Origin of the sequence: Microbacterium sp. K24 (genome assembly GCF_004794465.1) — a bacterium.
GTDB lineage: Bacteria > Actinomycetota > Actinomycetes > Actinomycetales > Microbacteriaceae > Microbacterium.
Map to the genome: position 1 here is coordinate 1 of NZ_SSDJ01000102.1, position 23,605 is coordinate 23,605.

At 69.1% G+C, this 23,605-nt stretch carries 20 protein-coding genes; 12 read left to right on the forward strand and 8 right to left on the reverse strand.

Going from position 1 to position 23,605, the window contains the following annotated elements; genetic code table 11:
* Window positions 1-682 (reverse strand): glycosyltransferase (locus DW306_RS09465; protein ID WP_136055354.1); only part of this gene is annotated, 682 nt, incomplete at its 3' end.
* A 32-nt stretch (window positions 683-714) separates the two neighbouring features.
* On the opposite strand from DW306_RS09465, the gene DW306_RS09470 reads away from it, so the two are divergent.
* Genes DW306_RS09470 through DW306_RS09485 form a run of 4 tightly spaced genes read left to right on the forward strand, consistent with a single transcriptional unit; the run spans window position 715 to window position 4,718 of the window.
* Complete coding sequence (locus DW306_RS09470; protein WP_136055355.1) at window positions 715-1,704, forward strand: NAD(P)-dependent oxidoreductase; 990 nt, start codon at window positions 715-717, stop codon at window positions 1,702-1,704.
* A complete protein-coding gene (locus DW306_RS09475; protein WP_136055356.1) occupies window positions 1,701-2,498 on the forward strand; it encodes an MBL fold metallo-hydrolase in 798 nt (265 codons plus the stop codon). Before DW306_RS09470 ends, DW306_RS09475 begins: the two co-directional genes overlap by 4 nt.
* The gene (locus tag DW306_RS09480) at window positions 2,498-3,799 is read left to right on the forward strand and encodes a F390 synthetase-related protein (protein WP_136055357.1); all 1,302 of its coding nucleotides are present in this window, start codon (window positions 2,498-2,500) and stop codon (window positions 3,797-3,799) included. Before DW306_RS09475 ends, DW306_RS09480 begins: the two co-directional genes overlap by 1 nt.
* On the forward strand, window positions 3,786-4,718 hold the full coding sequence (locus DW306_RS09485; protein ID WP_136055358.1) for a 3-oxoacyl-[acyl-carrier-protein] synthase III C-terminal domain-containing protein: 933 nt from the start codon (window positions 3,786-3,788) through the stop codon (window positions 4,716-4,718). The genes DW306_RS09480 and DW306_RS09485 overlap by 14 nt, the downstream gene beginning before the upstream one ends.
* A 24-nt stretch (window positions 4,719-4,742) precedes the next feature.
* Here DW306_RS09485 and DW306_RS09490 read toward each other — a convergent pair whose 3' ends face one another.
* On the reverse strand, window positions 4,743-7,184 hold the full coding sequence (locus DW306_RS09490) for a DNA topoisomerase IV subunit A (protein WP_136055359.1): 2,442 nt from the start codon (window positions 7,182-7,184) through the stop codon (window positions 4,743-4,745).
* A gap of 44 nt (window positions 7,185-7,228) precedes the next feature.
* Between DW306_RS09490 and DW306_RS09495 the strand changes: the two genes are divergently transcribed.
* Window positions 7,229-8,350, forward strand: coding sequence for a nucleotide pyrophosphatase/phosphodiesterase family protein (locus tag DW306_RS09495; protein WP_136055360.1), 1,122 nt, complete (start codon window positions 7,229-7,231; stop codon window positions 8,348-8,350).
* A 27-nt stretch (window positions 8,351-8,377) separates the two neighbouring features.
* Here the strand turns inward: DW306_RS09495 and sepH are convergent, their stop codons facing one another.
* Window positions 8,378-9,427, reverse strand: coding sequence for a septation protein SepH (gene sepH, locus DW306_RS09500; RefSeq protein WP_136055361.1), 1,050 nt, complete (start codon window positions 9,425-9,427; stop codon window positions 8,378-8,380).
* 198 nt (window positions 9,428-9,625) lie between these two features.
* On the opposite strand from sepH, the gene DW306_RS09505 reads away from it, so the two are divergent.
* Window positions 9,626-9,919, forward strand: a complete 294-nt coding sequence (locus tag DW306_RS09505; protein WP_136055362.1) for a DUF4193 domain-containing protein — start codon at window positions 9,626-9,628, stop codon at window positions 9,917-9,919.
* 76 nt (window positions 9,920-9,995) lie between these two features.
* On the opposite strand, the gene DW306_RS09510 is transcribed toward DW306_RS09505, so the two are convergent.
* Window positions 9,996-10,457 carry a DUF3093 domain-containing protein gene (locus DW306_RS09510; protein ID WP_136055363.1) on the reverse strand — a complete coding sequence of 154 codons (462 nt, stop codon included), beginning with the start codon at window positions 10,455-10,457 and terminating at the stop codon, window positions 9,996-9,998.
* A 12-nt stretch (window positions 10,458-10,469) separates the two neighbouring features.
* Between DW306_RS09510 and dut the strand changes: the two genes are divergently transcribed.
* The 5 genes from dut (at window position 10,470) to dxs (ending at window position 17,341) form a co-directional block, all read left to right on the forward strand.
* The gene (gene dut, locus DW306_RS09515; RefSeq protein ID WP_168429274.1) at window positions 10,470-10,943 is read left to right on the forward strand and encodes a dUTP diphosphatase; all 474 of its coding nucleotides are present in this window, start codon (window positions 10,470-10,472) and stop codon (window positions 10,941-10,943) included.
* Complete coding sequence (locus DW306_RS09520; RefSeq protein WP_136055364.1) at window positions 10,936-11,523, forward strand: DUF3710 domain-containing protein; 588 nt, start codon at window positions 10,936-10,938, stop codon at window positions 11,521-11,523. Before dut ends, DW306_RS09520 begins: the two co-directional genes overlap by 8 nt.
* Window positions 11,520-12,254, forward strand: a complete 735-nt coding sequence (locus DW306_RS09525) for a DUF3159 domain-containing protein (protein WP_136055365.1) — start codon at window positions 11,520-11,522, stop codon at window positions 12,252-12,254. Before DW306_RS09520 ends, DW306_RS09525 begins: the two co-directional genes overlap by 4 nt.
* Window positions 12,255-12,407: 153 nt before the next feature.
* Window positions 12,408-15,245: an aconitate hydratase gene (locus tag DW306_RS09530; protein ID WP_136055366.1), complete on the forward strand. Its 2,838-nt coding sequence runs from the start codon at window positions 12,408-12,410 to the stop codon at window positions 15,243-15,245.
* Window positions 15,246-15,400: 155 nt separating this feature from the next.
* The gene (gene dxs / locus DW306_RS09535; protein ID WP_136055367.1) at window positions 15,401-17,341 is read left to right on the forward strand and encodes a 1-deoxy-D-xylulose-5-phosphate synthase; all 1,941 of its coding nucleotides are present in this window, start codon (window positions 15,401-15,403) and stop codon (window positions 17,339-17,341) included.
* 10 nt (window positions 17,342-17,351) lie between these two features.
* Here dxs and DW306_RS09540 read toward each other — a convergent pair whose 3' ends face one another.
* Window positions 17,352-18,044 carry an SPFH domain-containing protein gene (locus tag DW306_RS09540; RefSeq protein WP_136055368.1) on the reverse strand — a complete coding sequence of 231 codons (693 nt, stop codon included), beginning with the start codon at window positions 18,042-18,044 and terminating at the stop codon, window positions 17,352-17,354.
* A 195-nt stretch (window positions 18,045-18,239) separates the two neighbouring features.
* Here DW306_RS09540 and DW306_RS09545 point away from each other — a divergent pair, with 195 nt between their 5' ends.
* Window positions 18,240-19,136, forward strand: a complete 897-nt coding sequence (locus tag DW306_RS09545; RefSeq protein WP_136055369.1) for a YegS/Rv2252/BmrU family lipid kinase — start codon at window positions 18,240-18,242, stop codon at window positions 19,134-19,136.
* Window positions 19,137-19,190: 54 nt separating this feature from the next.
* Here DW306_RS09545 and DW306_RS09550 read toward each other — a convergent pair whose 3' ends face one another.
* The 3 genes from DW306_RS09550 to DW306_RS09560 form a co-directional block, all read right to left on the reverse strand.
* The gene (locus DW306_RS09550; protein ID WP_240747139.1) at window positions 19,191-21,332 is read right to left on the reverse strand and encodes a 3-hydroxyacyl-CoA dehydrogenase NAD-binding domain-containing protein; all 2,142 of its coding nucleotides are present in this window, start codon (window positions 21,330-21,332) and stop codon (window positions 19,191-19,193) included.
* Complete coding sequence (locus DW306_RS09555; protein ID WP_136055370.1) at window positions 21,332-22,537, reverse strand: thiolase family protein; 1,206 nt, start codon at window positions 22,535-22,537, stop codon at window positions 21,332-21,334. The genes DW306_RS09550 and DW306_RS09555 overlap by 1 nt, the downstream gene beginning before the upstream one ends.
* Window positions 22,538-22,610: 73 nt before the next feature.
* A complete protein-coding gene (locus DW306_RS09560; RefSeq protein WP_240747140.1) occupies window positions 22,611-23,570 on the reverse strand; it encodes an HRDC domain-containing protein in 960 nt (319 codons plus the stop codon).
* Window positions 23,571-23,605: the final 35 nt, after the last annotated feature.

The following is a 23,605-nucleotide window of genomic DNA, read 5'->3' on the forward strand; positions in this document are numbered from 1 at the left end:
AGATGTTCCGATGTTGGGAGCGCCTATTCTGAATAGTTGACTCGCTGGACTGCTCGAGACCGTTCGACAGCACGGTGATCGGCGTCTCCACGCCCTGCGCGAGCAGCTTGGCGGCGAAGTGCGCAGAGGGGACGATGACCTGGTCGGCATGATTCGCCTGACTCACCATGAGACGCCACATCCGGCGGGCCGTCGGTGTGCGCGTGTAAGGCGAGGCGGAGTCGACCCGTGCCCGTGCGTGGCTCATCCGCCGGCGATGGAGCGCGGCCAGCAGAGCCGTCGTCACGCTCGGCAGCGGCAGGACTGATCGCGTGTAGACGTCGATCCGGCCGTGCATCGTCTGCACGATCGGGATGCCGAGCGCATGTGCCGCCTCGAATCCTGCGAGGGCTGCGAACATCTCGGTGTGCACGTGCACGATGTCGACCCGGCGATCACGCAGCTCCGTCCGGAGGAAGGCGGATGCCGCGGACGGGCTCCAGGTGAACGGATAGCCGTCGGGGGCGAAGCCGCGCGCGGTGGGCAGCCGCACGACGGCGGGATCCGCGCTCGGCACGGCGAGCGGAGCGAACACCAGCACCTCGTGCCCATGCCGCTCGAGCTCTTCCCTGTGCGCCTTGATCACGGTCTGCACGCCGCCGAGCGTCGGCAGGTAATAGTCGGTGACCATGGCGATGCGCACCCCCTCAGACTAGGGCCGCTAGGGTGAAGAGCATGTCCGGAGCCCGTGTGCTGGTGACGGGGGCGAGCGGGTTCCTCGGCGGCCATGTGGTGCGCGATCTGCAGGCCCACGGGGTCGAGGTCTTCGCCGCGGGACGCCGCGCTACCGCCCTCGATGCCGTCGTCGATGCGGAGCACCGGCTCCTCGGCGACCTGGAGTCTCTCGCCCGCACGGACCTGCCGGTCGACGCGGTCATCCACTGCGCGGCGCTCTCGACACCCTGGGGCCCGTGGCGCGCTTTCGTCGAGGCGAACGTCGACGGCACGGCCCACGTCGTGGCGTTCGCGCAGCGCAACCGCGTGCGTCGGATCGTGCACGTCTCCTCGCCCAGTGTCTACGCGGCCCCGCGCGATCGACTGCGCATCCGCGAGGACGAGGTCGACACCGACAACCGGCTCAACGGGTACATCCGCTCGAAGATCGCCGCCGAAGCGCTCCTGCAGGATGCCCGACGTGCGGGTGCCTTTCCCGAGCTCGTGATCCTGAGACCTCGCGGACTGATCGGTGCGGGTGATCCGAGTCTCGTCCCGCGGCTGCTCGACGTGCACCGCCGGGTGGGGATCCCTCTGTTCGACGGCGGCCGGAACCTCATCGATGTCACGGCGGTCGAGAACGTGGCGACGGCGCTGCGGCTCGCGCTCGATGCCGGCGATGCCGCGGGCGGTGTCTACAACATCAGCAACGACGATCCGCGCCCGTTCCGCGAACTGCTCACGACTCTGCTCGAACTCGTGGGGGAGACGCCGCGGATGCGACCGATGAACAGGCGCGCCGCGTGGGTGCTCGCGTCCGTGCTGGAGGGTGTCTTCCGGGTCGTTCCCGGGCGGCCGGAGCCCCCTCTGACGCGTTACACCCTGAGTACCATCGCCTACTCCCAGACCCTCGATCTGACCCGCGCGAAGGCGGAGCTCGGATACGCGCCGCTCGTCTCTCTCGACGAGGCGCTCGCGCGTGCGGCCGCCGATCAGAGGGCGCACGCGTGAGCGGGCGCTTGCGTCACTACGTGTGCGGGCGCACCGCGCACGACCTCTCGGCGATGTTCCGCGGCGGCGCCCACGAGACGCGCGAGTTCCCGTCCGGAGTCTTCCTCTTCGATCGGGGGGACGGCACGCGCGTGCTCTTCGACACCGGCTATGCGACGGGCGAGTGGAACATCGGCTGGCGCGGCGTGCTCTATCGTCGCCTGCTGCCTCCGACCGTGGCGCCCGCCGACGACATCGCCCGTCAGCTCGCCGACGACGGCATCGACCCGGCGTCGATCACCCACGTGGTGCTGTCGCACCTGCACCCCGATCACATCGGCGGAGTCTCCGGGTTCCCTGGTGCGACGTTCGTGCTGACGGCGGGACAGCAGCGCTCGCTCGCGGCTCCGCGCCTGCGGGCCGGCATCTTCACCGGGCTGCTGCCCAGCTGGTGGGACGAGGCGTCGAAGCTCGTGCTCGCCGACGATGCCTTCCGCGACATCGACGTCTCCGGCGTGTCCGTCTGGGCCGCCGACCTGCTGGGCGACGGCTCGTACCTCCTCATCGACCTTCCCGGTCACGCCGAAGGTCACGTCGGGGCGCTGGTGGAGGGCCGAATGCTGCTCGCCGGGGACGCCGCGTGGGGAGGCGACCTGCTCGGCGCGACCGACGATCTCCGTGCTCTCCCGCGCGCGGTGCAGCACGACGCCGCCGCGTATCGGCGCTCGGCCGCGCTCCTGCAGAACCTCGCCGCCGCCGGCATCCGCCTCGTGTTCAGCCACGATCCCCTCGGAGCACGGGAGTTGCTGGACTGATGTCGGCCCTGCGGATCCTCAGAGAGTTCGCCGCCGTGCGGTGGACGCGGCGTCTCCGTACGCGCCGGGCGGTCGAACGGCGTCAGGCGCGGCTCCTCCGCAGGCAACTCGGTTTCCTGCGTCGACGTTCGCCCTATTTCCGCGATCTGCTCGCCACGCGCACGTTCGCCGAACTGCCGCTCATGGACAAGAGCCTGATGATGAGCCGCTTCGACGAGATCAACACGGTCGGCGTGCGGCGGGATGAGGCCCTGGAGCTGGCGATCGCCAACGAGCGGTCGCGCGAGTTCGACGCAGACCTCGGGGGCAACTCCGTCGGCCTCTCCAGCGGCACCAGCGGGCACCGCGGCCTCTTCGTCGTCAGCCCGCGCGAGCGCGATGCGTGGGTGGGCACGGTCCTCGCCCGGACATTGCCGCGCGGACGGCTGACCGGGCATCGCATCGCGCTGTTCCTCCGCGCCGACAACAGCCTCTACGAGTCGGTCGGCTCGAAGGCGGTGTCGTTCTCGTACTTCGACGTGTACGCCGCCATGGAGGAGAACATCCGCCGGCTCGCGGACTACGCGCCCACCATCCTGGTCGCACCGCCGTCCGTCCTGCGGATGATCGCCCGCGCCGCCGACGCCGGTCGCTTCACGACCGTTCCGCAGAAGGTCTACGCGGTCGCCGAGGTCCTCGAGGTCGCCGACGAGAAGCAGATCGCCTCGTCACTGCGACAGGAGAGGCTGCATCAGCTGTACCAGTGCACCGAGGGGTTTCTCGCGCACACCTGCCCGCACGGCGTGATCCACCTGAACGAGGACGACATCCTCTTCGAGCGCGAGCAGCTCGACGACGAGCGGTTCACCCCGGTCATCACCGACCTCCGCCGCCGCGCGCAGCCGATCGTGCGGTACCGCCTCGGAGACGTGCTGCGCACCCGGAGCGGGCTCTGCCCGTGCGGGAGCGCCCTGGCAGCCGTCGAGCGCATCGAGGGCCGGGAAGGCGACACCCTGCTCTTCCGCGGGCAGGACGGCCGCCGCGTGCCGGTCTTCGCCGACCTCGTCGCGAGGGCGCTGCTGTACGCGGAGGGCTTCGACGAGTACCGCATCGTGCAGACCGACGCGTCGCTGCTCGAGATCGCCCTGGACGTGCTCGATGATCGGACGACGGGCAGCGTGACCCGCGAGATCCACGCCCTCGCCGACCGCATGGGCGGCGAGCGGCCCGAGATCGTCTTCGTACCGTACGCGCCGGACGCATCGGTGAAGCTGCGTCGCGTGGCGCGGACCTGGAGGGGGGATGCCGATGAGGAGCTGTGAGATCGTCGGGTGGGGGAGTGCGCTGCCTGAGCAGACGGTGCGCTTCGGCGAGGAGGTGCGCTACCGCATCGCGGAGGACACGTCGCACCTCGACATGCTCGCGAGCGCCTGCGAACGGGCCCTCGCCCACGCGGGAATCGGCATCGACGACGTCGATCTCGTGCTCGGGGCATCGGCAGCGGGTGTGCAGCCGATCCCGTGCACCGCGGCACTCGTCCTCGAGCGACTTACCCTCGAAGGACACGCGGCGGCGTTCGACGTGAACTCGACCTGTACGAGCTTCATCACCGCGGTCGACATCGCGTCGCGCTACCTCGATTCCGGCGATCACGACACGATCCTGGTGTTCGCCGGCGACGTCGGGACGAGGTTCCTGAACCCGGCGCAGCGCGAGAGCTACGAGCTGTTCAGCGATGCCGCCGTCGCGGTCGTGCTCCGACGCTCCGACGATCCGTCGCGCGGCGTGATCGCCAGTGCCCAGCAGACCTGGCCCGCCTACGCGCACGACACCGAGATCCGCGGCGGACTCTCACGGTCGCCGGCGCAGCGCTATGCGGATGCCGACCCCGCCGACTACCTCTTCGACATGAACGGGCGACGCGCCCTCTTGGGGATGATGCGGGTGCTCCCCGGATTCTTCGAACGCTTCCACGAGCGGAGCGGAATCGCCTACGACGACGTCGCCCTGTGGGTGCCGCACCAGGCCTCGGCCGCTCTCGGTCCGATGCTCGACCGCCTCGGCATCCCGCCGGACCGCCGGGTCGACGAGGTCGCGGCGTTCGGCAACATGGTCTCGGCGTCGGTGCCGTTCATGCTCACGCGCGCCCTGGAGGCCGGGCGCATCGGCCAGGGAGACACGGTGATCCTCTGCGGAACGGCCGCCGGCCTCACCGCCAACGTCCTCGCGCTGCGGCTCTGACCGGCAGTCGTTCGGCGAGCGACGTCAGACGATCGTGCGGCCGATGCTGCCGATGACGCCGTCGATCGGCTGACCGGAGGCGTCGCGGCGTGCGCCGGGTTCCGGCAGCTTGCGCACGGCGCCGGTCGGGTCGACCGCCTGCGCGGGACTCGGTCCCACCCAGGCGACGGTGAGCCGGTCCTCGCCCTTCAGGAACGAATGCGCCCGCACACCGCCGGTCGCACGGCCCTTCGCCGGATACTCCGTGAACGCGGAGACCTTCGCCCTTCCCGGATCAGTGCCGGGAAGGATGCTGTCGCCGCCGGAGACCGTGGCGACCACGGCATCCGCTCCCGAGGCGACAACGCCGAAGAAGAGCACGGAAGCACCGGCGGAGAGCTTGACTCCGGCCATGCCGCCGGCCGGTGCGCCCTGCGGACGGACGGCGGACGCGGCGAAGTGCAGCAGCTGGGCATCGGTCGTCACGAACACGAGCTCGGCATCGTCGGGTGCCTCGGCCGCGCCGACGACCGTGTCGCCGGGCTTCATGCCGATGACCTCGAGCTCGGGTCGGACCGGGAGGGTCGCCGGGACGATCCGCTTGACCGTGCCCTGAGCCGTGCCGAGCGCGATCGGGGTCTCGCTGTCGAAGCGCACGAACCCGATGATCCGCTCATTCTTGGACAGGAGGCCGAGGTAGTCGCGGAGCGGTGTCCCCGCGGCGAGCTGCACGGACGACGACGGCACGGAGGGCAGGTCGACGGGGGAGAAGCGCATGACGCGGCCGGCGCTGGTGAGTGCACCGAGCTCGGCGCGCACGGTCGTCTCCACCGTGGTGAGGATCGCGTCGTGCTTGCTCCGACGGGCCGGGACGCTGAGCTCCTGTCCGTCGACGGCGTCGATGCGCACGGCGCGCCCGGTGGTCGAGAGCACGAGCAGGGTCGGGGCGTCGGCGATCTGCAGATCGACGGCACCCTTCGTGGCGCGTGGCTTCGGAGGAGCGGCGTTCATCAGCAGCGTCCGTCGCGGGGTGCCGTACGCATCGGCGGCGGCGTCGAGCTCCTGCGCCACGACCGCGCGCAGCAGCGCGGGGCTCTCGAGCAGTTCCCGGAGGGAGGCGATCTCCGCGAGCAGCGAGTCGCGCTCGGCCTCGAGCTCGATGCGGGAGAACTTGGTCAGCCGGCGCAGGCGCAGCTCGAGGATGTACTCCGCCTGCAGCTCGCTGAGGTCGAACACCGAGCGCAGGCGCGTGCGCGCCTGCTCGGAGTCGTCGGACGAGCGGATCACCTGGATGACCTCGTCGATGTCGAGGATCGCGATGAGCAGGCCCTCGACGAGGTGCAGACGCTCCTCGCGGCGAGCCAGGCGATACCGGCTGCGTCGGGTGATGACCTCGAGGCGGTGGCCCACGTAGACGCTCAGCATCTCCTTGAGGCCGAGGGTGCGCGGCTGCCCGTCGACGAGGGCGACGTTGTTGATGCTGAAGGAGTCCTCCAGCGGGGTCAGCCGGTACAGCTGCTCGAGGACGGCGTTCGGGTCGAAGCCGGTCTTGATGCCGATCGCCACGCGCAGACCGTGGTTGCGGTCGGTGAGATCGGTGACGTCGCTGATGCCCTGCAGCTTCTTCGACTGGACCGCATCGCGGATCTTCTCGATGAGGCGCTCCGGCCCGACCATGTACGGCAGTTCGGAGACGATGATGCCGGTGCGCCGCGGACCGAGGGGTTCGACCGAGACCTTGCCGCGCACCTTGAGGGCGCCGCGTCCGTTCATGTAGGCGTCCTTGACGCCGTCGAGGCCCATGAGGATGCCGCCGGACGGGAAGTCCGGACCGGGGACGAACTCCATGAGCTCTTCCGTCGTGGCATCCGGGTTCTCGAGCAGGTGCGTCGCCGCGGCCACGACCTCGATGAGGTTGTGGGGCGCCATGTTCGTCGCCATGCCGACGGCGATGCCGCTCGCTCCGTTGACCAGGAGGTTCGGGAAGGCGGCGGGCAGCACCGCGGGCTGCTGGAACTGGCCGTCGTAGTTCGGGATGAAGTCGACGACGTCCTCATCGAGGTTCTCGGTCAGGGCCATCGCCGGCGCGGCGAGGCGCGCCTCGGTGTAGCGGGCGGCAGCAGGGCCGTCGTCGAGGGAGCCGAAGTTGCCGTGGCCGTCGATCAGGGGCACCCGCAGCGCCCACTCCTGCGCGAGACGCACGAGCGCGTCGTAGATCGCGGTGTCGCCGTGGGGATGCAGCTTTCCCATGACCTCGCCGACCACGCGGGCGCTCTTCACGTGCCCGCGTTCGGGCCGCAGGCCCATCTCCGCCATCTGGTAGAGGATGCGGCGCTGCACCGGCTTCAGGCCGTCGCGCGCGTCGGGCAGGGCGCGCGAGTAGATGACCGAGTACGCGTATTCGAGGAACGAGCCCTGCATCTCACTGGAGAGGTCGATGTCCTGGATGCGTTCCTCGACGGGCTCGGGCGGCGGGGTTTTCGGCATGGACTTCCTGGGGGCGTGAAGGAGCCTGTGTCAGACTGGCTCGGATGTCCCTCATGCTACCGTCCGAGTCGCCCAGTGCCCGGAGCGTCGTCGGGGTGGCGGGCGACCTGTTCGCCGCTCTCCGCGGCGGATCCGAGGCGCTGCCGCGTGCGGAGTCGGCGGTGCTCGTCGTGATCGACGGGCTCGGCGCGATCAGTCTGAGGGCGCACGCGGGCCACGCCCGTGCGCTGACGTCCGGCATGGCCAAACGCGACGTCGCGCACTCCGTCTTCCCGTCGACGACGGCGGCCGCGCTCACGAGCATCGTCACCGGGGTGTGGCCCGGCGAGCATGGTCTGGTCGGATATCGCGTGCTCGATCCGTCCCGAGACGTGCTGGTCAATCAACTGAGCGGCTGGGAGACCGACGGGATCGATCCGCTCACCTGGCAGCCGTCGGCGACGATCTTCGAACGCGCTGCTGCGGAGGGCCACGAGAGCTTCGCCGTGGGCGTCGCCGCCTACGCTCGGAGCGGGTTCACGAAGGCGACGCTGCGCGGCGCGGAGTTCGTCGCGGCGACGACGCCGGCCGACCGCGTGGCGACCGCCTATGACCTCGCGCAGCGGCATCCGGGTGCCCTCGTGTACTGCTATCTGCCCGAAGTCGACAAGGCCGGCCACCGCCACGGCATCGATTCGCCGGAATGGGTGACCGCGCTGGAAGACATCGACGCCGCCCTCGCCGTGCGCGTCCCTCCCGGCGTGGGTGTCCTCGTCACGTCCGACCACGGGATGGTGGACGTGCCGTCGAACCGGCAGGTCGTGCTCGAGGAGGAGCATCTCGCCGGCGTCCGCCACGTCGGCGGTGAGCCGCGGATGCTGCATGTGTACCTGGAACCGGATGCCGATGCCGCCGCGGTGACCGCGCGCTGGCGCACCGACCTCGAGGGCGTGGCCGACGTGGTCACTCGCGAGGAGGCGATCCCTCACGGGCTCTTCGGCCCGACCGTGACCGCTGCCGCGTCATCCCGGATCGGCGACCTTCTGGCTGTGGCGCGGGGCTCGGCGGCCCTCTACGACGGCACGGCCGCCGATCAGCGCGGACGGGGGATGGTCGGACAGCACGGCGCTCTCACGCCCGAGGAGCGTCAGGTTCCCCTGATCAGGCTCGGCGCGTTCGCACGCTGAGGCGGGCCCGGGCCATCTCGCCGAGGACTACTCGTCGGTACGGGCGCCGAAGACGATCTCGTCCCAGGACGGCATCGCATTCCGCCGCCGACGGCGTCCACCGCCGTCGGCCGTGTCCGCTGACGATGACGGCGGGGTCGTCTTCGTCGACTCCGGCTCTTCCTCCGGCTGGTCGAAGGCATCGAACAGGGCGATGGGACTCTGATCGACCTGCTCGTCCACGTCGACGTCGTCGATCAGCGGGGCGGTCTCGCGCTGACCCCGGCGGCGGCGCAGCGCTTCGAGCAGGTCAGCGGTCTCCGGGTTCGTCTTCGCGGATTCCGGTGCCCGGTTGATGGCGGCATCCTGTGCCGCGGCGTTCGAGCGTTCCGGCAGGGAAGGCTCGTCGACGGCGCCATCCGGGTGCGGGAGAAGGCGCGGTCCGAACGCGCCGGAGTCGAAACGGCTGTCGTCCTTGTACGGCGACGCGGTGCGCTCCGGGTCCACGGCGCGCAGACGGGGGATGAGTCCCTCGGGGAGCGAACCCTGGCGGGAGAGCTGCGTGGCGTCGGCGTTCAGCGGCGACAGGGCGCTGCGGCGGGGGTCGAAGCTCCAGCGCGCATCGTGGTCGACGTCGTTCGCGGTGAATTCGAGCTTGACGACCCAGCCGGATTCCTCTTTCCAGCTGACCCATCGCTCTCCGGAGGCGGCGACCTCGGCGAGCTTGTCGCGCACGGCGGCGCCGAACGTGGGCTGCGCGTCGGGCTCGACCTCGCTGCCGATCAGCACCGGCACGGCGAGCGCCTGACCGATGATGTGCTCGCGCTCCGCGAGGACAGGACCCTCGAAGCGGACGACGTCGTCGACGCTGATGCCGAGGAGCTCGGACACCTCGATCGCCGTCAGTCCGGCGCGGATCTGGGCCTGGATGTCGCGAGGACTCGCGGCGAGTCGATGACCTGCGGGTTCTGCCTGGCGGGTGGCGCGACGGATCTCGCGCTGCAGCACGTCGTCGATGGGCAGCGCGAACCGCTCGCCCGACTCGGTGGCGAGTACGAGCACTCCTGCCTCTGTGCCGACGATGGTGACGTTTTCCATGCGAATGCCCCTCTGATGGGTGTGCGTTCATGGTGCCACGCGACCGCCGTCGCGACCGGGAATACCCTGGGCGTGCCGTGAGTTTGGTATGTCGCACGGACCGGCATTTGCTTATTGCGTTCGGGTCGTGCAAACTATGGCCGCCGATTACCCGACGGCGCACCACCCACTCGCACCATGAAAGTGGAGATCTACCGCATGGCAACCGATTACGACGCTCCCCGAAAGAGTGAAGACGACTCCGAGTCGATCGAAGCCCTCAAGGAGCGTGTGCCGGACAAATCCTCCGGCTCAAGCGGGGACGAGGATTCCGACAACCCGTCGAGCTTCGACCTGCCCGGTGCCGACCTCTCCGACCTCGAGCTCGACGTCGTCGTGCTGCCCGCGCAGCAGGACGAGTTCACGTGTATGAACTGCTTCCTCGTGAAGCACCGTTCACAGCTCGACCACGAGGGCGCATCCGGGCCCATCTGCAAGGAGTGCGCTGCGTAAGCAGTCCTCTGAGCGACGTCTCACGCGCCCCCGATCATCCCGATCAGGGGCGCGCTGTCGTACCCGGGGCCGTTCGTCAGCGCGCGGCGCGGATGGCGGCGGCGAGGCGGTCCGGCGTGCGGCTCGAGATGGTCCAGGCCTCGATCGGGTCGTCCTGGTCGGTGTTCGGCACGACGACGATGCCGTCGATGCCGCCGCGGATCAGGTGCCAGCCGCGTGCCGGCAGTCCGGGACCGCGCGCCTGACGCGCCTCGTCGCCCGTGAGGGCGACCGGGTCCCCGAGGTGTCGGACGTCGATGTGGGCGCGCCCGGCGCGCAGCACCGTCCCGTCGACCGAGACCACCGGGGTGGCGGCGATGAAGGCGACGACGAGCAGGGCGGAGACGGCGGCACCGACGATCAGCGCGACGGTCGAGCCGACCGGCACGAAGATGAGCGAGACCATGGGGCCGGCGAGCGCGACGGTCACGAGCAGCCGGAGGCTGGGAGCGAGCCGTTCGCGGTAGCGCGGACGTGCGTCTGTGGCGGTGTTCTGCATTAGCCTCATGGGGTGACCGATTCCGTTGATGTCCCCATTATCGCCGCTGTGGTCCCGGGATACGCTCACCCGGGCGACGCCGGCGCCGACCTGGTGGCCGCGGAGGCCGTCCGTCTCGAACCCGGAGAGCGCGCTCTCGTCGCGACCGGTGTGCGCATCGCACTCCCCGACGGCTATGCCGCCTTCGTCGTTCCGCGCAGCGGCCTCGCAGCGAAGCACGGCATCTCCATCGTGAACTCTCCCGGAACGGTGGATGCCGGATACCGCGGCGAGATCAAGGTGAGCCTGATCAACACCGACATCCGCAGCGCGTACGATGTCGCCGTCGGAGATCGCATCGCGCAGCTGATCGTCATGCCCGTGACACGCGCCACGTTCATCCCGGTCGACGAGCTGCCCGACAGCGTCCGCGGCGACGGCGGATTCGGTTCCACCGGATACCAGGCAGGGCTCCAGAAGAACGAAGCAGGACAGGCACATGACTGACAACAACGCGACCCCCTCGAAGTCGGCACCCGACGACCGCGCCACCGTGGGACCGTTCGACGACTCCGAGGCCAACCCGGTTCGGCCCTACATCGACCTCGGCGGCATCAAGATCCTGCCCCGCGAGGGGCTCAATCTCCGCCTCGAGGTGGAGGAGCAGTCGAAGCGCATCGTCGCCGTCGGCCTCGACTACGCGGATTCCTCGCTGCAGGTCCAGCCGTTCGCCGCGCCGCGCTCCGGCGGTCTCTGGGATGAGACCCGTGTGCAGCTGCGCGACCAGGTCAAGGCGCAGGGCGGCCGCGTCGAGGAGCGCGACGGTGCGCTCGGCAAGGAGCTGCTGGCCGAGGTGCCCGCGACGGCGAACGAAGGCTCCGGTCTCCGGCTCGCCCGGTTCATCGGCATCGACGGTCCTCGGTGGTTCCTCCGCGGCGTCATCGGCGGGGCGGGTGCGTCCGATCCCGACGCCGCCGCGAAGGTCGAGGACCTGTTCCGCTCCATCGTGGTCGTCCGGGGGGGCGCTCCGATGCCTCCGCGCGACCTGATCCCCCTGAAGATGCCGGCGACACCGGGATCGGCGTGAGCACTCCCGAACCCGGAGCCGAGCGCGAACAGAGCGCGTCGGACATCCTCGGCGCGGCATTGGGCGGCGCCGCACGCCGTGCGGGCCTCGATCCCGCCCAGGGCTCGAGCACGCAGAAGGTCGTGTGGTCCGCGATCGGCGGATGGCGCGGGATCCTCGAGTCGGTGCTCCCCAGCGTCGCCTTCGTGATCATCTTCACGATCCGACCGGAGCCCCTGATCCTCGCGCTGGGCGTGTCCGTCGGTCTCGCCGCCGTGTTCACGATCGTGCGTCTTCTGCAGAAGTCGCCGCCGTCCGCAGCCATCGGCGGGCTCGTCGCCGCGGCTGCCGCTGCCGGGCTGGCGCTCTGGACAGGTCGGCCGCAGGACAACTTCGTCCCCGGTCTCATCACGAACGCCGCCTACGGTACCGTGATCCTCGTCTCCGCGCTGATCGGGTGGTCGCTGATCGGCATCGCCGCGGGATTCCTGATGGGGGAGGGCACGGCGTGGCGCCGTGACCGCCGCAAGCGCCGCACCTTCTTCTGGCTCGGCATCGCCTGGTCCGCGCTGTTCTTCGCGCGCCTCGCCGTCCAGCTTCCGCTCTACCTGACCGAGCAGACCGCCGCCCTCGGCACCCTCAAGCTCATCATGGGCCTGCCGTTGTTCGCACCGCTGATCGCTGTCACCTGGCTCGTCGTGCGGGCACTGTATCCGCGTGTCCCGGAGAATGACGAACCCGTCGAGGCATGATAGATTTATCTTGACATCAAGATAAATTGCAGGCTTTCGCCGGCGACCTGCGCGGAGCAGACTGGTTAGGTCCGCCTTGCTAGCCGCAGGGGCTCGCCGGCGAGCAAGATGGAGGCGCCTGTCGCTCCCATCCGAATAGAAGGAGACGGATTCGTGTCCACGGTGAACAGCTTCGGTGCCAAGAGCACCCTGACGGTCGGCAGCACCGACTACGAGATCTTCCGCATCGACACGGTGCCCGGTTTCGAGAAGCTCCCCTTCAGTCTCAAGGTCCTCCTGGAGAACCTGCTCCGCACCGAGGACGGCGCGAACGTGACGAAGGCGCAGATCGAGGCCCTCGGCTCCTGGGATGCCGCCGCGGAGCCGAACACCGAGATCCAGTTCACGCCGGCCCGCGTGGTCATGCAGGACTTCACCGGTGTTCCCTGCATCGTCGACCTCGCCACCATGCGCGAGGCCGTCACGGCGCTCGGCGGCGACGCGAACAAGATCAACCCGCTCTCTCCCGCCGAGATGGTGATCGACCACTCCGTCATCGCCGACCTCTTCGGCTCTGAGAACGCTCTCGAGCGCAACGTCGAGATCGAGTACGAGCGCAACGGCGAGCGGTACCAGTTCCTCCGCTGGGGCCAGACGGCGTTCAGCGACTTCAAGGTCGTCCCGCCCGGAACCGGCATCGTCCACCAGGTGAACATCGAGCACCTGGCGAAGGTGATCTACGACCGCGACGTCGACGGCGTCCTGCGCGCCTACCCCGACACCTGCGTCGGCACCGACTCGCACACCACCATGGTCAACGGCCTCGGCGTGCTCGGCTGGGGCGTCGGCGGCATCGAGGCCGAGGCCGCGATGCTCGGCCAGCCCGTGTCGATGCTCATCCCGCGCGTCGTCGGCTTCAAGCTCAGCGGCGAGATCCCTGCCGGCGTGACCGCGACCGACGTCGTGCTCACGATCACCGACCTGCTGCGCAAGCACGGCGTCGTCGGCAAGTTCGTCGAGTTCTACGGCGAGGGCGTGGCATCCGTGCCGCTCGCCAATCGTGCCACGATCGGCAACATGAGCCCCGAGTTCGGCTCGACGGCGGCGATCTTCCCCATCGATGACGTGACCCTCGAGTACCTGCGCCTCACCGGCCGCAGCGAAGAGGCCGTGGCCCTGGTCGAGGCGTACGCCAAGGAGCAGACGCTCTGGCACGACGCGGCGCACGAGCCCACCTTCAGCGAGTACCTCGAGCTCGACCTCGGCACCGTGGTGCCGTCGATCGCCGGCCCGAAGCGCCCGCAGGACCGCATCCTCCTCTCCGACGCGAAGGCGCAGTTCGAGCAGGACATCCTGTCCTACGCATCGGCATCGACCTCGGACTCTGTCGTCGATCTCGAGTCGAAGCACTCCTTCCCGGCATCCGACCCCGGTTCGGTCCCCGGTGAAGAGGAGCCGACCACCACGCGGCCCGTGCACATCAACAGCGGTGCTCCGGCGAACGCGTCGAAGCCCGTGCCGGTCACCACCCCGTCGGGGGAGAAGTACATCCTCGACAACGGCGCCGTCACCCTGGCCGCGATCACCTCGTGCACCAACACCTCGAACCCGTCGGTCATGATCGCCGCCGGACTCGTCGCACGCAAGGCGCTCGAGAAGGGCCTCAAGCAGAAGCCGTGGGTCAAGACGACGCTCGGCCCGGGTTCCAAGGTCGTCACCGACTACTACGAGAAGTCCGGTCTCGACAAGGACCTCGAGGGGCTCGGCTTCTACACCGTCGGCTACGGCTGCACGATCTGCATCGGCAACTCCGGTCCGCTGATCGAAGAGGTCTCCGCGGCCATCAACGACCACGATCTGGCCGTCACCGCGGTGCTCTCCGGCAACCGCAACTTCGAGGGCCGCATCAGCCCCGACGTCAAGATGAACTACCTCGCCAGCCCGCCGCTGGTCATCGCCTACGCGCTGGCCGGGTCGATGCACTTCGACTTCGAGAACGATGCTCTCGGCAAGGGCACCGACGGCGAAGACGTCTTCCTGAAGGACATCTGGCCCACCCCGGCCGAGGTGCAGGAGCTCGTCGACTCCTCGATCTCGCGCGAGCAGTTCATCAAGCAGTACGCGACGGTCTTCGACGGCGACGAGCGCTGGCGGAGCCTCCCCACCCCGGATGACGCAATCTTCCAGTGGGATGAGAACTCCACCTACGTGCGCAAGGCGCCGTACTTCGACGGCATGACGATGGAGCTGACCCCGGTCAGCGACATCCAGGGCGCGCGCGTGATGGCGACGCTCGGCGATTCGGTCACCACCGACCACATCTCGCCCGCCGGCAACATCAAGACCGGCACGCCCGCGGCCGAGTACCTCACCGCGCACGGCGTCGACCGCAAGGACTTCAACTCCTTCGGCTCGCGCCGCGGCAACCACGAGGTCATGATCCGCGGCACGTTCGCTAACATCCGCCTGAAGAACGCGATGGTCGCGGCCGTCAACGACGGTCAGGTCGTCGAGGGTGGCTTCACCCGCGACTTCACGCAGCCGGGCGGCCCGCAGTCGTACATCTACGACGCGAGCATGAACTACCAGGAGCAGGGCACTCCGCTCGTCATCTTCGGCGGCAAGGAGTACGGCTCCGGCTCGTCGCGCGACTGGGCGGCCAAGGGCACGAGCCTGCTGGGCGTCAAGGCGGTCATCACCGAGAGCTTCGAGCGCATCCACCGCTCGAACCTCATCGGCATGGGTGTCGTGCCTCTGCAGTTCCCCGCCGGGGAGAGCTGGGAGTCGCTCGGCCTCGACGGCACCGAGATCGTCTCGATCACGGGCCTGGAGGAGCTGAACAACGGCGTCACGCCCAAAACCGTGCGCGTCACCGCCACCCCCAGCGAGCACTCGCCCGAGGGCAAGCAGGCCGTGGAGTTCGACGCGGTCGTCCGCATCGACACCCCCGGTGAGGCGGACTACTACCGCAACGGCGGCATCCTGCAGTACGTGCTGCGCTCGCTCGTCTGATCGCTCGACGGAAGGGGCTCGGATCACCTGATCCGAGCCCCTTCCTCGTGTCAAGCCCCGTTCGCTCTCCGAGCTTTCCCGGGGGAGCGCGGTAGGATCGATGAGACGTCCGGCCCTCGTCGGACGCCTCTGGCGGAGCCTGTGAGGAGGTGCAGATGCCCATTCTTCCGAGCATCTCAGGACCCCGTGATCTGGACGCGCTGTCCACCGAGCAGCTGGTGGAGCTCGCCGCGGAGGTGCGCGAGTTCCTCGTGGAGAACGTGTCCCGCACCGGCGGCCATCTCGGCCCCAACCTCGGCGTCGTCGAGCTGACGATCGCTCTCCACCGCGTGTTCTCGTCACCGGATGACCCGTTCATCTTCGACACCGGACACCAGTCCTATGTGCACAAGCTGCTGACCGGCCGCCAGGACTTCTCCCGCCTCCGCCTGCGCGGCGGTCTCGCCGGGTACCCGCAGCGCAGTGAGAGCCCGCACGACGTGGTCGAGTCGTCGCATGCGTCGAGCTCTCTCAGCTGGGCCGACGGAGTGTCGCGCGCGCTGACGGCGACCGGACGGGCGGACCGCCACGTCGTCGCCGTCGTCGGCGACGGCTCGCTCACGGGCGGAATGACGTGGGAGGCGCTGAACAACATCTCCGACGACAACGATCGCAATCTCGTCATCGTGGTGAACGACAACGGTCGCTCCTACGCCCCGACGATCGGCGGCATGTCCCGGTATCTGAACCGGGTGCGCACGGCGGCCGCGTACAAGGAGCTGCACCACAAGTCGGATCGCCTGTTCCGCACGTTCGGGCCGGTCGGACGTGCCGTCTTCCGCGGTGTCCGCGGCGGTACCCACGGTTTCCTGTCGCGCTTCACCAACAATGAAGCGCTGTATTCCAATCTCGACATCAAGTACCTCGGCCCGGTGGACGGACATGACCTGCCCGCCCTCCTCGAGACCCTCGAACTCGCGAAGTCCTACGGTGCTCCGGTCATCGTGCACGCGATCACCGAGAAGGGCCGCGGCTACCAGCCGGCCCGTGATGACGAAGCAGATCAGTTCCATGCCGTCGGACGCATAGATCCGGTCACCGGCGAGGAGCTCTCCGCAGGCGGTCGTGGCTGGACGGATGTGTTCTCCGACTCGCTCGTCGCTGTCGGCGAGCGCCGGAGCGACGTGATCGCGATGACGGCGGCGATGCTGCGTCCTACCGGGCTCGCCCCGTTCGCCGAGCGATTCCCCGACCGCGTCTACGACGTTGGCATCGCTGAGCAGCACGCGGTCGCCTCAGCGGCCGGCCTCGCCTTCGGCGGTCTGCATCCCGTCGTCGCGCTCTACGCCACCTTCATGGGCCGCGCTTTCGACCAGGTGCTGATGGACGTCGCCCTGCATCACGCGGGAGTCACGTTCGTGCTCGATCGCGCCGGAGTGACCGGACCCGACGGCCCGAGCCATCACGGGATGTGGGACCTGGCGATGCTGCAGATCGTGCCGCACATCCGCATCGCCGCGCCCCGTGACGGGGCGCGGCTCACCGAGGCCCTGGACGAGGCCGTCGAAGTCGACGACGCGCCCACCGTGATCCGCTTCCCCAAGGGGGCGGTCTCGGCGGACCTGCCGGCGATCGAGCGGCTGGAGGACGGCGTCGACGTGCTCGCTCGCGGCGAGTCCGAGGACGTGCTGATCGTCGCGATCGGACCGTTCGCGGCCCTGGCGATGGACGTGGCCGACAGGCTCCGCGCGCAGGGGATCGGTGCGACGGTGATCGACCCGCGCTGGGCCATCCCCGTGCAGCCCTCGGTCGTGAGCCTCGCGGCTCGTCACCGTCTGGTGATCACCCTCGAGGACGGCATCCGCGTGGGCGGCATCGGCACTCGGGTGCGTCAGGTGCTGCGCGAGGCCGGCATCGACACCGCCGTGGATGAGCTGGGTCTGCCCGACGAGTTCATCGACCATGCCACGCGTGACGAGATCCTCGCGGACGCGGGACTCACCGCCTCCAAGATCGCGCAGGACATCGTCTCCCAGGTGCTCGGAACCCGCATCCCCGTGGCTCGTCAGAGCGGCGACACGGCGGCGATCGACCTGCCGCTGCACGAGCGGCGCTGAGCCCGCGCCCTCAGTTCAGGGCATGGAGGGCTGCGACGACCTCCGGGGAGTTGTCCGCACCGCGGATCGCCTGCGACAGGAGGTAGCCGTCGGTGAGCGCATCGCCGGTGATGAGGACGTTGACGACCTCGACGCCGCAGGCGGCAAGGACCTTGTCGGTGCAGGCTTCCCTGACCTGCGTGCTGAGGTCGTCGTTGCGGGGGAGGTCCGCGCCTTCGAGGGAACGGACCACATCGCGCAGCGCCGCAGAGATGATGTTCGCCGCCCGCTCGGTGACATTCACGACGTCGAGCTCGAAGACACGCAGGTCACGTCCGGAGACCACGGGGCGCCATTCGAACGACGCATGCACCAGATGCTGGTGCCCGGATGCTGCGGTGAGGTGCCGCGCCGGCAGGTCGGTCGCCCGGCAGCGCACGTCGATGAGCTTGTACCAGTAGAACAACGGGAACGCTCCGTGTGAACCGGGGGTGAGCACGACGACTTCGCCGACACCGGGGGTGCCCGCCTTGCCCAGTCGTTCCCTGCGGATGATCGGCTTGCCGTTCCGGGTGCGGATCGCCGCCCAGCCCTCGTCGACGGTGACGATGAACAGCTTGAGCATGGCAGGCACGACGAGCAGGGTCGTGAGCACCGCGGTCCCCGTCTTGACCAGTCCACCCATCGCGCCACCGCTGCTGAACATGCTGAAGATCGCGTCCATGGTCCTACTCTGCATCCCCCGCTGAGCGGATGCCGCTCTCGGGCAGCCTCTCGCACCGGATGTTCACCGGGATTTCGTGGCCGGTTACCGGGGGCGTCGTTCGCGCGTCCGTGCCGCGCGCCGGCGATGACGCGGGATACTGATTACGGGAGCGAAGAGCGCGACCGATCATCGTGACCGACCGGAGACACCGACGTGAGTGCGCACATCGCCGTGCTGACCAATCCTTCCGCAGGAAAGGGACGTGCCGCCCACGCGTCCGACGCCGCCATCGAGCGGCTGCGGGCTGCGGGCGCCGACGTCCGGGCGTATTCAGGAGCATCGGCGGACGACACCGCGAGGCTGGCTGTGCTCGCCCTGGAGGAAGCGCCGACGGCGTTGGTGGTGATCGGCGGCGACGGCACGCTCTCGGGCATCCTGAAGGTCGCCACGGGGGCCTCCGTGCCCATCGTGTTCGTCGCGGCGGGGACGGGCAACGACTTCGCGCGCGCTCTCGGCCTTCCCCTCGATGATCCCGGACAGGCGGCGATGCTCGCCCTGAACGGCCGTCCTCGTGTCGTGGACGTCGGAGAGGTGCACAGTGGCGGAGCGGTTCGCCCGTTCCTCACCATCGCCGCTCTGGGCTTCGATGCGAAGGTCACCGATCGCACGGATCGGCTGCGCTGGCCCCGCGGACGCCTGCGCTACTATCTCGCGCTGGTCATCGAGCTCGTGCGTCTGCGTCCGATGGCCTTCCGCCTCTCTCTCGACGGGGAGCCAGAGCGAGACGCTCCCGGAACCCTCATCGCGGTCGGCAACACCGCCAGCTACGGCGGCGGCATGCCCATCTGCGTCGGCGCGGAACCCGACGATGGACTGCTCGACGTCGTCCAGGTGCGGGCGCTCGGACGGCTGCGGCTCCTGAGGGTCTTCCCGAGGCTGCTCCGGGGAAGCCACCTGACGCTCCCTGAGGTGACGTATCGCCGCGCCCGCACCGTGAGCGTGTCTGAACCCGATCTGGTCGTCTACGCCGACGGAGAGCGTGTCGCGACGGGGGAGTGCACGATCGCGGTGCGTGCGGCATCGCTGACCGTGATGGTGCCCGCTCGCTGAGACGGAACGGGGGCCACGCTCACCGCGCGACCCCCGTCCTCTTCGAGCAGAAGCTCAGCGGCTCTCGATGCCTCGGATCTGCGGGGTGTGGAACGATCCGCCGAAGGCCCGTTCCGACGCGCCTTCGCGGTCGAGGTACGGCGATGCGCCGCCGTCGATGAAGGGCCAGCCTGCGCCCAGGATGAGGCAGAGATCGATGTCCTCGACCTCGGGGACCACGCCCTCGTCGAGCATCAGCTTGATCTCGGTGGCGAGTCCGTCCTGCACACGCTGCAGGATCGTGGCGGCGGATGCCGGCGTCTTGCCGACAGCCGGCTTGAGCAGCTTCTCGGCCTGCTTCGTCCAGCCGGTGACGCGGCCGCCCTTGTCCTTCTCCACGACCGCGTCGAGCGCGGCGAGAGCGTGGAAGTTCTCATTCGCGTAGAAGCGGTCGGGGAACGCATGCACCATGGTGTCCTGCACGTGCGCGGCCACCTTCCAGCCGACCAGGTCGATCAGCTGGAACGGACCCATCGGCAGACCGAGCGGACCGAAGGCCTTCTCGACATCGGCGATCGGGATGCCCTCGTAGACGGCGCGTGCCGCCTCGCCCATCACCTTGGCCAGCAGGCGGTTCACCACGAAACCGGGAGCGTCGGCGGTCAGTACCGCGTTCTTCCCCAGGTTCTTCGCGACGACGAAGGCGGTCGAGAGAGCGGCATCGGCGGTGGCCGGGGTCTTCACGATCTCGATGAGCGGCATGACCGCCACCGGGTTGAAGAAGTGGAAGCCGACGAGACGCTCCGGGTGGGCGAGCTTCGAACCGATCTCCTCGACGGAGAGCGACGACGTGTTCGTCGCCAGGATCGCGTCCTCGGCGATGATCTTCTCGATCTCGCCGAACACCTGCTGCTTGACGCCGACCTCCTCGAACACGGCTTCGATCACGAAGTCGCAGTCCGCGTAGAGGCTCTTGTCGGTCGTCCCCGTCACGAGGGCGCGGAGCTTGTTCGCGGAGTCGGAGTCCAGGCGGCCCTTGGCTTCGAGCTTGCCGATCTCGTCGTGGATGTAGGCGACGCCCTTGTCGACGCGCGCCTGGTCGAGGTCGGTGATGAGCACCGGCACCTGCAGCTTGCGCACGAACAGCAGCGCGAACTGGCTGGCCATGAGACCGGCGCCGATGATGCCGACCTTGGTGACCTTCTTCGCGAGCTCTTTGTCGGGAGCCCCGACCGGTCGCTTCGCACGCTTCTGGACGAGGTCGAACGCGTACATGGACGCCGCGAACTGGTCGCCCGTGACGAGCTCGGCGAGTGCTTCGTCTTCGCGGGCGAAGCCCTCTGCCTTCGTGCCGCTCTTCGCCTTGTCGAGCAGGTCGAGGGCCGCGTACGGGGACTTCGGGACGGTGCCGATCTTCGACTCGAGCATGCCGCGGGCCATCTTGATGGCGATCGGCCACTTGGTGAGGCGCTCGATCTTGCCCGGTTCGTTCTTGCGCTCGACCTTCTTGCCGCCGAGGACGGCATCCGCCCACGCGAGGGAGTTCTCGAGGTAGTTCGCCGCCGGGAAGATCGCGTCGACGATCCCCAGGTCGAACGCCTGCTGCGGCTTCAGCATCCGGTTCTGCTTCAGCGGGTTCGAGATGACGACCTCGAGGGCGTTCTCGATCCCGATCAGGTTCGGCAGCAGGTACGCGCCGCCCCAGCCCGGGATGATGCCGAGGAAGACCTCGGGCAGCGCGATCGCCGCGGCCGACGCGTCGACCGTGCGGTACGACGAGTTCAGCGCGATCTCGAGACCGCCGCCGAGCGCGAGGCCGTTCACGAACGCGAACGACGGCACGCCCAGCTCGCCGAGCTTGCCGAGCACCTTGTGGCCGAGCTGCGCGATCAGCCGCGCGTTGTCGCGCGAGCCGACCTTGCTGATGTCCGACAGGTCGGCGCCGGCAGCGAGGATGTACTGCTTGCCGGTGATGCCGACGGCCTGGATCTCGCCCGCAGCGGCGCGAGCCGCGAGCGCGTCGAGCGTCTCTCCCAGCTGGGTGAGGGTCGCCGGGCCCAGCGTGTTCGGCCGGTTGTGGTCGCGTCCGTTGTCGAGCGTGATCAGGGCCAGAACCTTGCCGGAGGCGAGACGGACGTCGCGCACGGGCGACTGCGTGATGACCTCGCCCTCGGTGAGCGCCTGGATGGGGGAGAAGTCGATGTCGTCGTAGCTCACTACTTCTTCTTCTTTCCGTCGAAGTGCGGGTTCTCCCAGATGACCGAGCCGCCCTGGCCGAGGCCGACGCACATGGCGGTCAGACCGTAGCGGACGTCGGGGCGCTCGGCGAACTGCGCAGCGAGCTGGATCATGAGACGAACACCGGATGCTGCAAGGGGGTGTCCGAGGGCGATCGCGCCGCCCCACTGGTTGACGCGGGGGTCGTCATCGGCGATGCCGAAGTGGTCGAGCAGCGAGATCACCTGGATGGCGAAGGCCTCGTTCAACTCGAAGAGCCCGATGTCGGAGATGGTGAGACCGGCCTTCTTCAGGGCCTTCTCGGTCGAGGGGATCGGTCCGATGCCCATGATCTCGGGCTGCACGCCGGCGAAGGCGAACGAGACCATCCGCATCTTGGGGGCGAGCCCGAACTCCTTCACCGCACCGCCACCGGCCAGCAGCGACATCGTCGCGCCGTCGGTCAAGGGAGAGGAGGTGCCGGCGGTGACGCGGCCGTGGGGACGGAACGGCGTCTTCAGCGCGGCGAGATCCTCCATCGTGGTCTGCGGGCGACGTCCTTCGTCTTCGGTCGCGAGACCCCAGGCGCCGTCGGCGCCCTTGGTGGCGACGGAGACCAGGTCGGGCTGGATCTTGCCCGCGTCGTAGGCCGCCTGCACCTTGTGCTGGCTGAGCATGCCGAAGCGGTCGGAGCGCTCCTTGGTGAGATGCGGGAAGCGGTCGAAGATGCGCTCGGCCGTGACGCCCATGTTGAGCGCGCCCGGGTCGACCATCTTCTCGGCCACGAAGCGGGGGTTCGGGTCGGCGTTGGCGCCGATCGGGTGGTGTCCCATGTGCTCGACGCCGCCGGCGAGGGCGAAGTCGTACATGCCGACGCCGATCGAGGCTCCCATGGTGGTGACGCTGGTCATGGCGCCGGCGCACATGCGCTCGACGGCGAGGCCGGGAACGGTCTGCGGAAGCCCGGCGAGGATCGCCACCGAGCGGCCGAGCGTGAGTCCCTGGTCGCCGGTCTGGCTCGTCGCGGCGATGGCGACGTCGTCGATACGGTCGGCCGGTACGGCTGCGTTGCGCTCCATGAGGCCGATGGTCGCCTTCACGGCGAGGTCATCAGCGCGGGTGTTCCAGTACATGCCCTTTTCGCCGGCGCGCCCGAAGGGGGTGCGCACTCCATCGACGAAGAAGACGTCCGAGATCTCGGCCACTCTGCCTCCAAGTTTGTGCGGTCGCCTCAGTCTATGAAGCGGCAGAAACCGGGAAGAATCGGTTGGATCGAACCTACGAAGCGGGTGCGGGCGTCGTGTCGGGCGTTTGCGCCGCCTCTACAAAGGCATCGGCGATCTTCTGTGCAGTCTGTTCAACCTGCCACGGGCGTGCGCCGAGGGCCGTGAGCGCCGATGCGATGTCGTCGGCGGTCTCGCCGGGCACATCCCACGCGACGCGGCGCAGGAACTCCGGGGTCAGCAGGTTCTCGGTCGGCATGCCCAAACCCTCTGCCACGGCCTCGACCACCGGGCGCGCGGCCTTGAGTCGAGCATCCGCCTCAGGGTTCCGGTCGGACCAGGCACGAGGCGGGGGCAGGGTGTCGCTCGGGACGCGCTCGCGGGGGAGCTCCTCGGTGGCGCGGCCGTCGACGATGGCCTGCCACCATCTGTCCAGCTGCGTGCGGCTCGCTCGCCCCTGGAACTCCTTGACGCCCGCGAGGGCCTGCTTCGACTGCGGGTTCGCCATCACGGCGGCGACGAGCGACCGGTCGGGCACGAGACGGCCGGGAGAGACATCCTGATCCTGAGCGAACGACTCGCGCGCCTGCCACAGCGACCGTGCGACGGCGAGGTTGCGCGATCCGCGAACCTGATGCAGGCCGCTCAGCCGCCGCCAGGGGTCCTCGCGCGGAGGCTTCGGCAGGCGGGTCAGCGTCGCCGCGAACTCCTCGGCGGCGAACTCGGTCTTCCCCTGCTCCTCGAGCTCGGCGACCAGCGCGTCGCGCACGTCGACCAGATGCAGCACGTCGAGCGCGGCATAGTCGAGCCAGGAGTCGGGAAGCGGCCGCGTCGACCAGTCAGAGGCGGAGTGCTCCTTCTTCAACGTGATCCCGAGGGTCTCCTCGACCACCGCGGCGAGGCCGACCCGCTCGTGACCGAGCAGCCGGGAGGCGAGCTCGGTGTCGAAGATGGACGGCGGCTCGAGGTGCAGCTCGCGCAGCGACGGAAGATCCTGGCTGGCGGCGTGGAACACCTACAAGCACACCGGTCTGCCGATCACGCCGATCG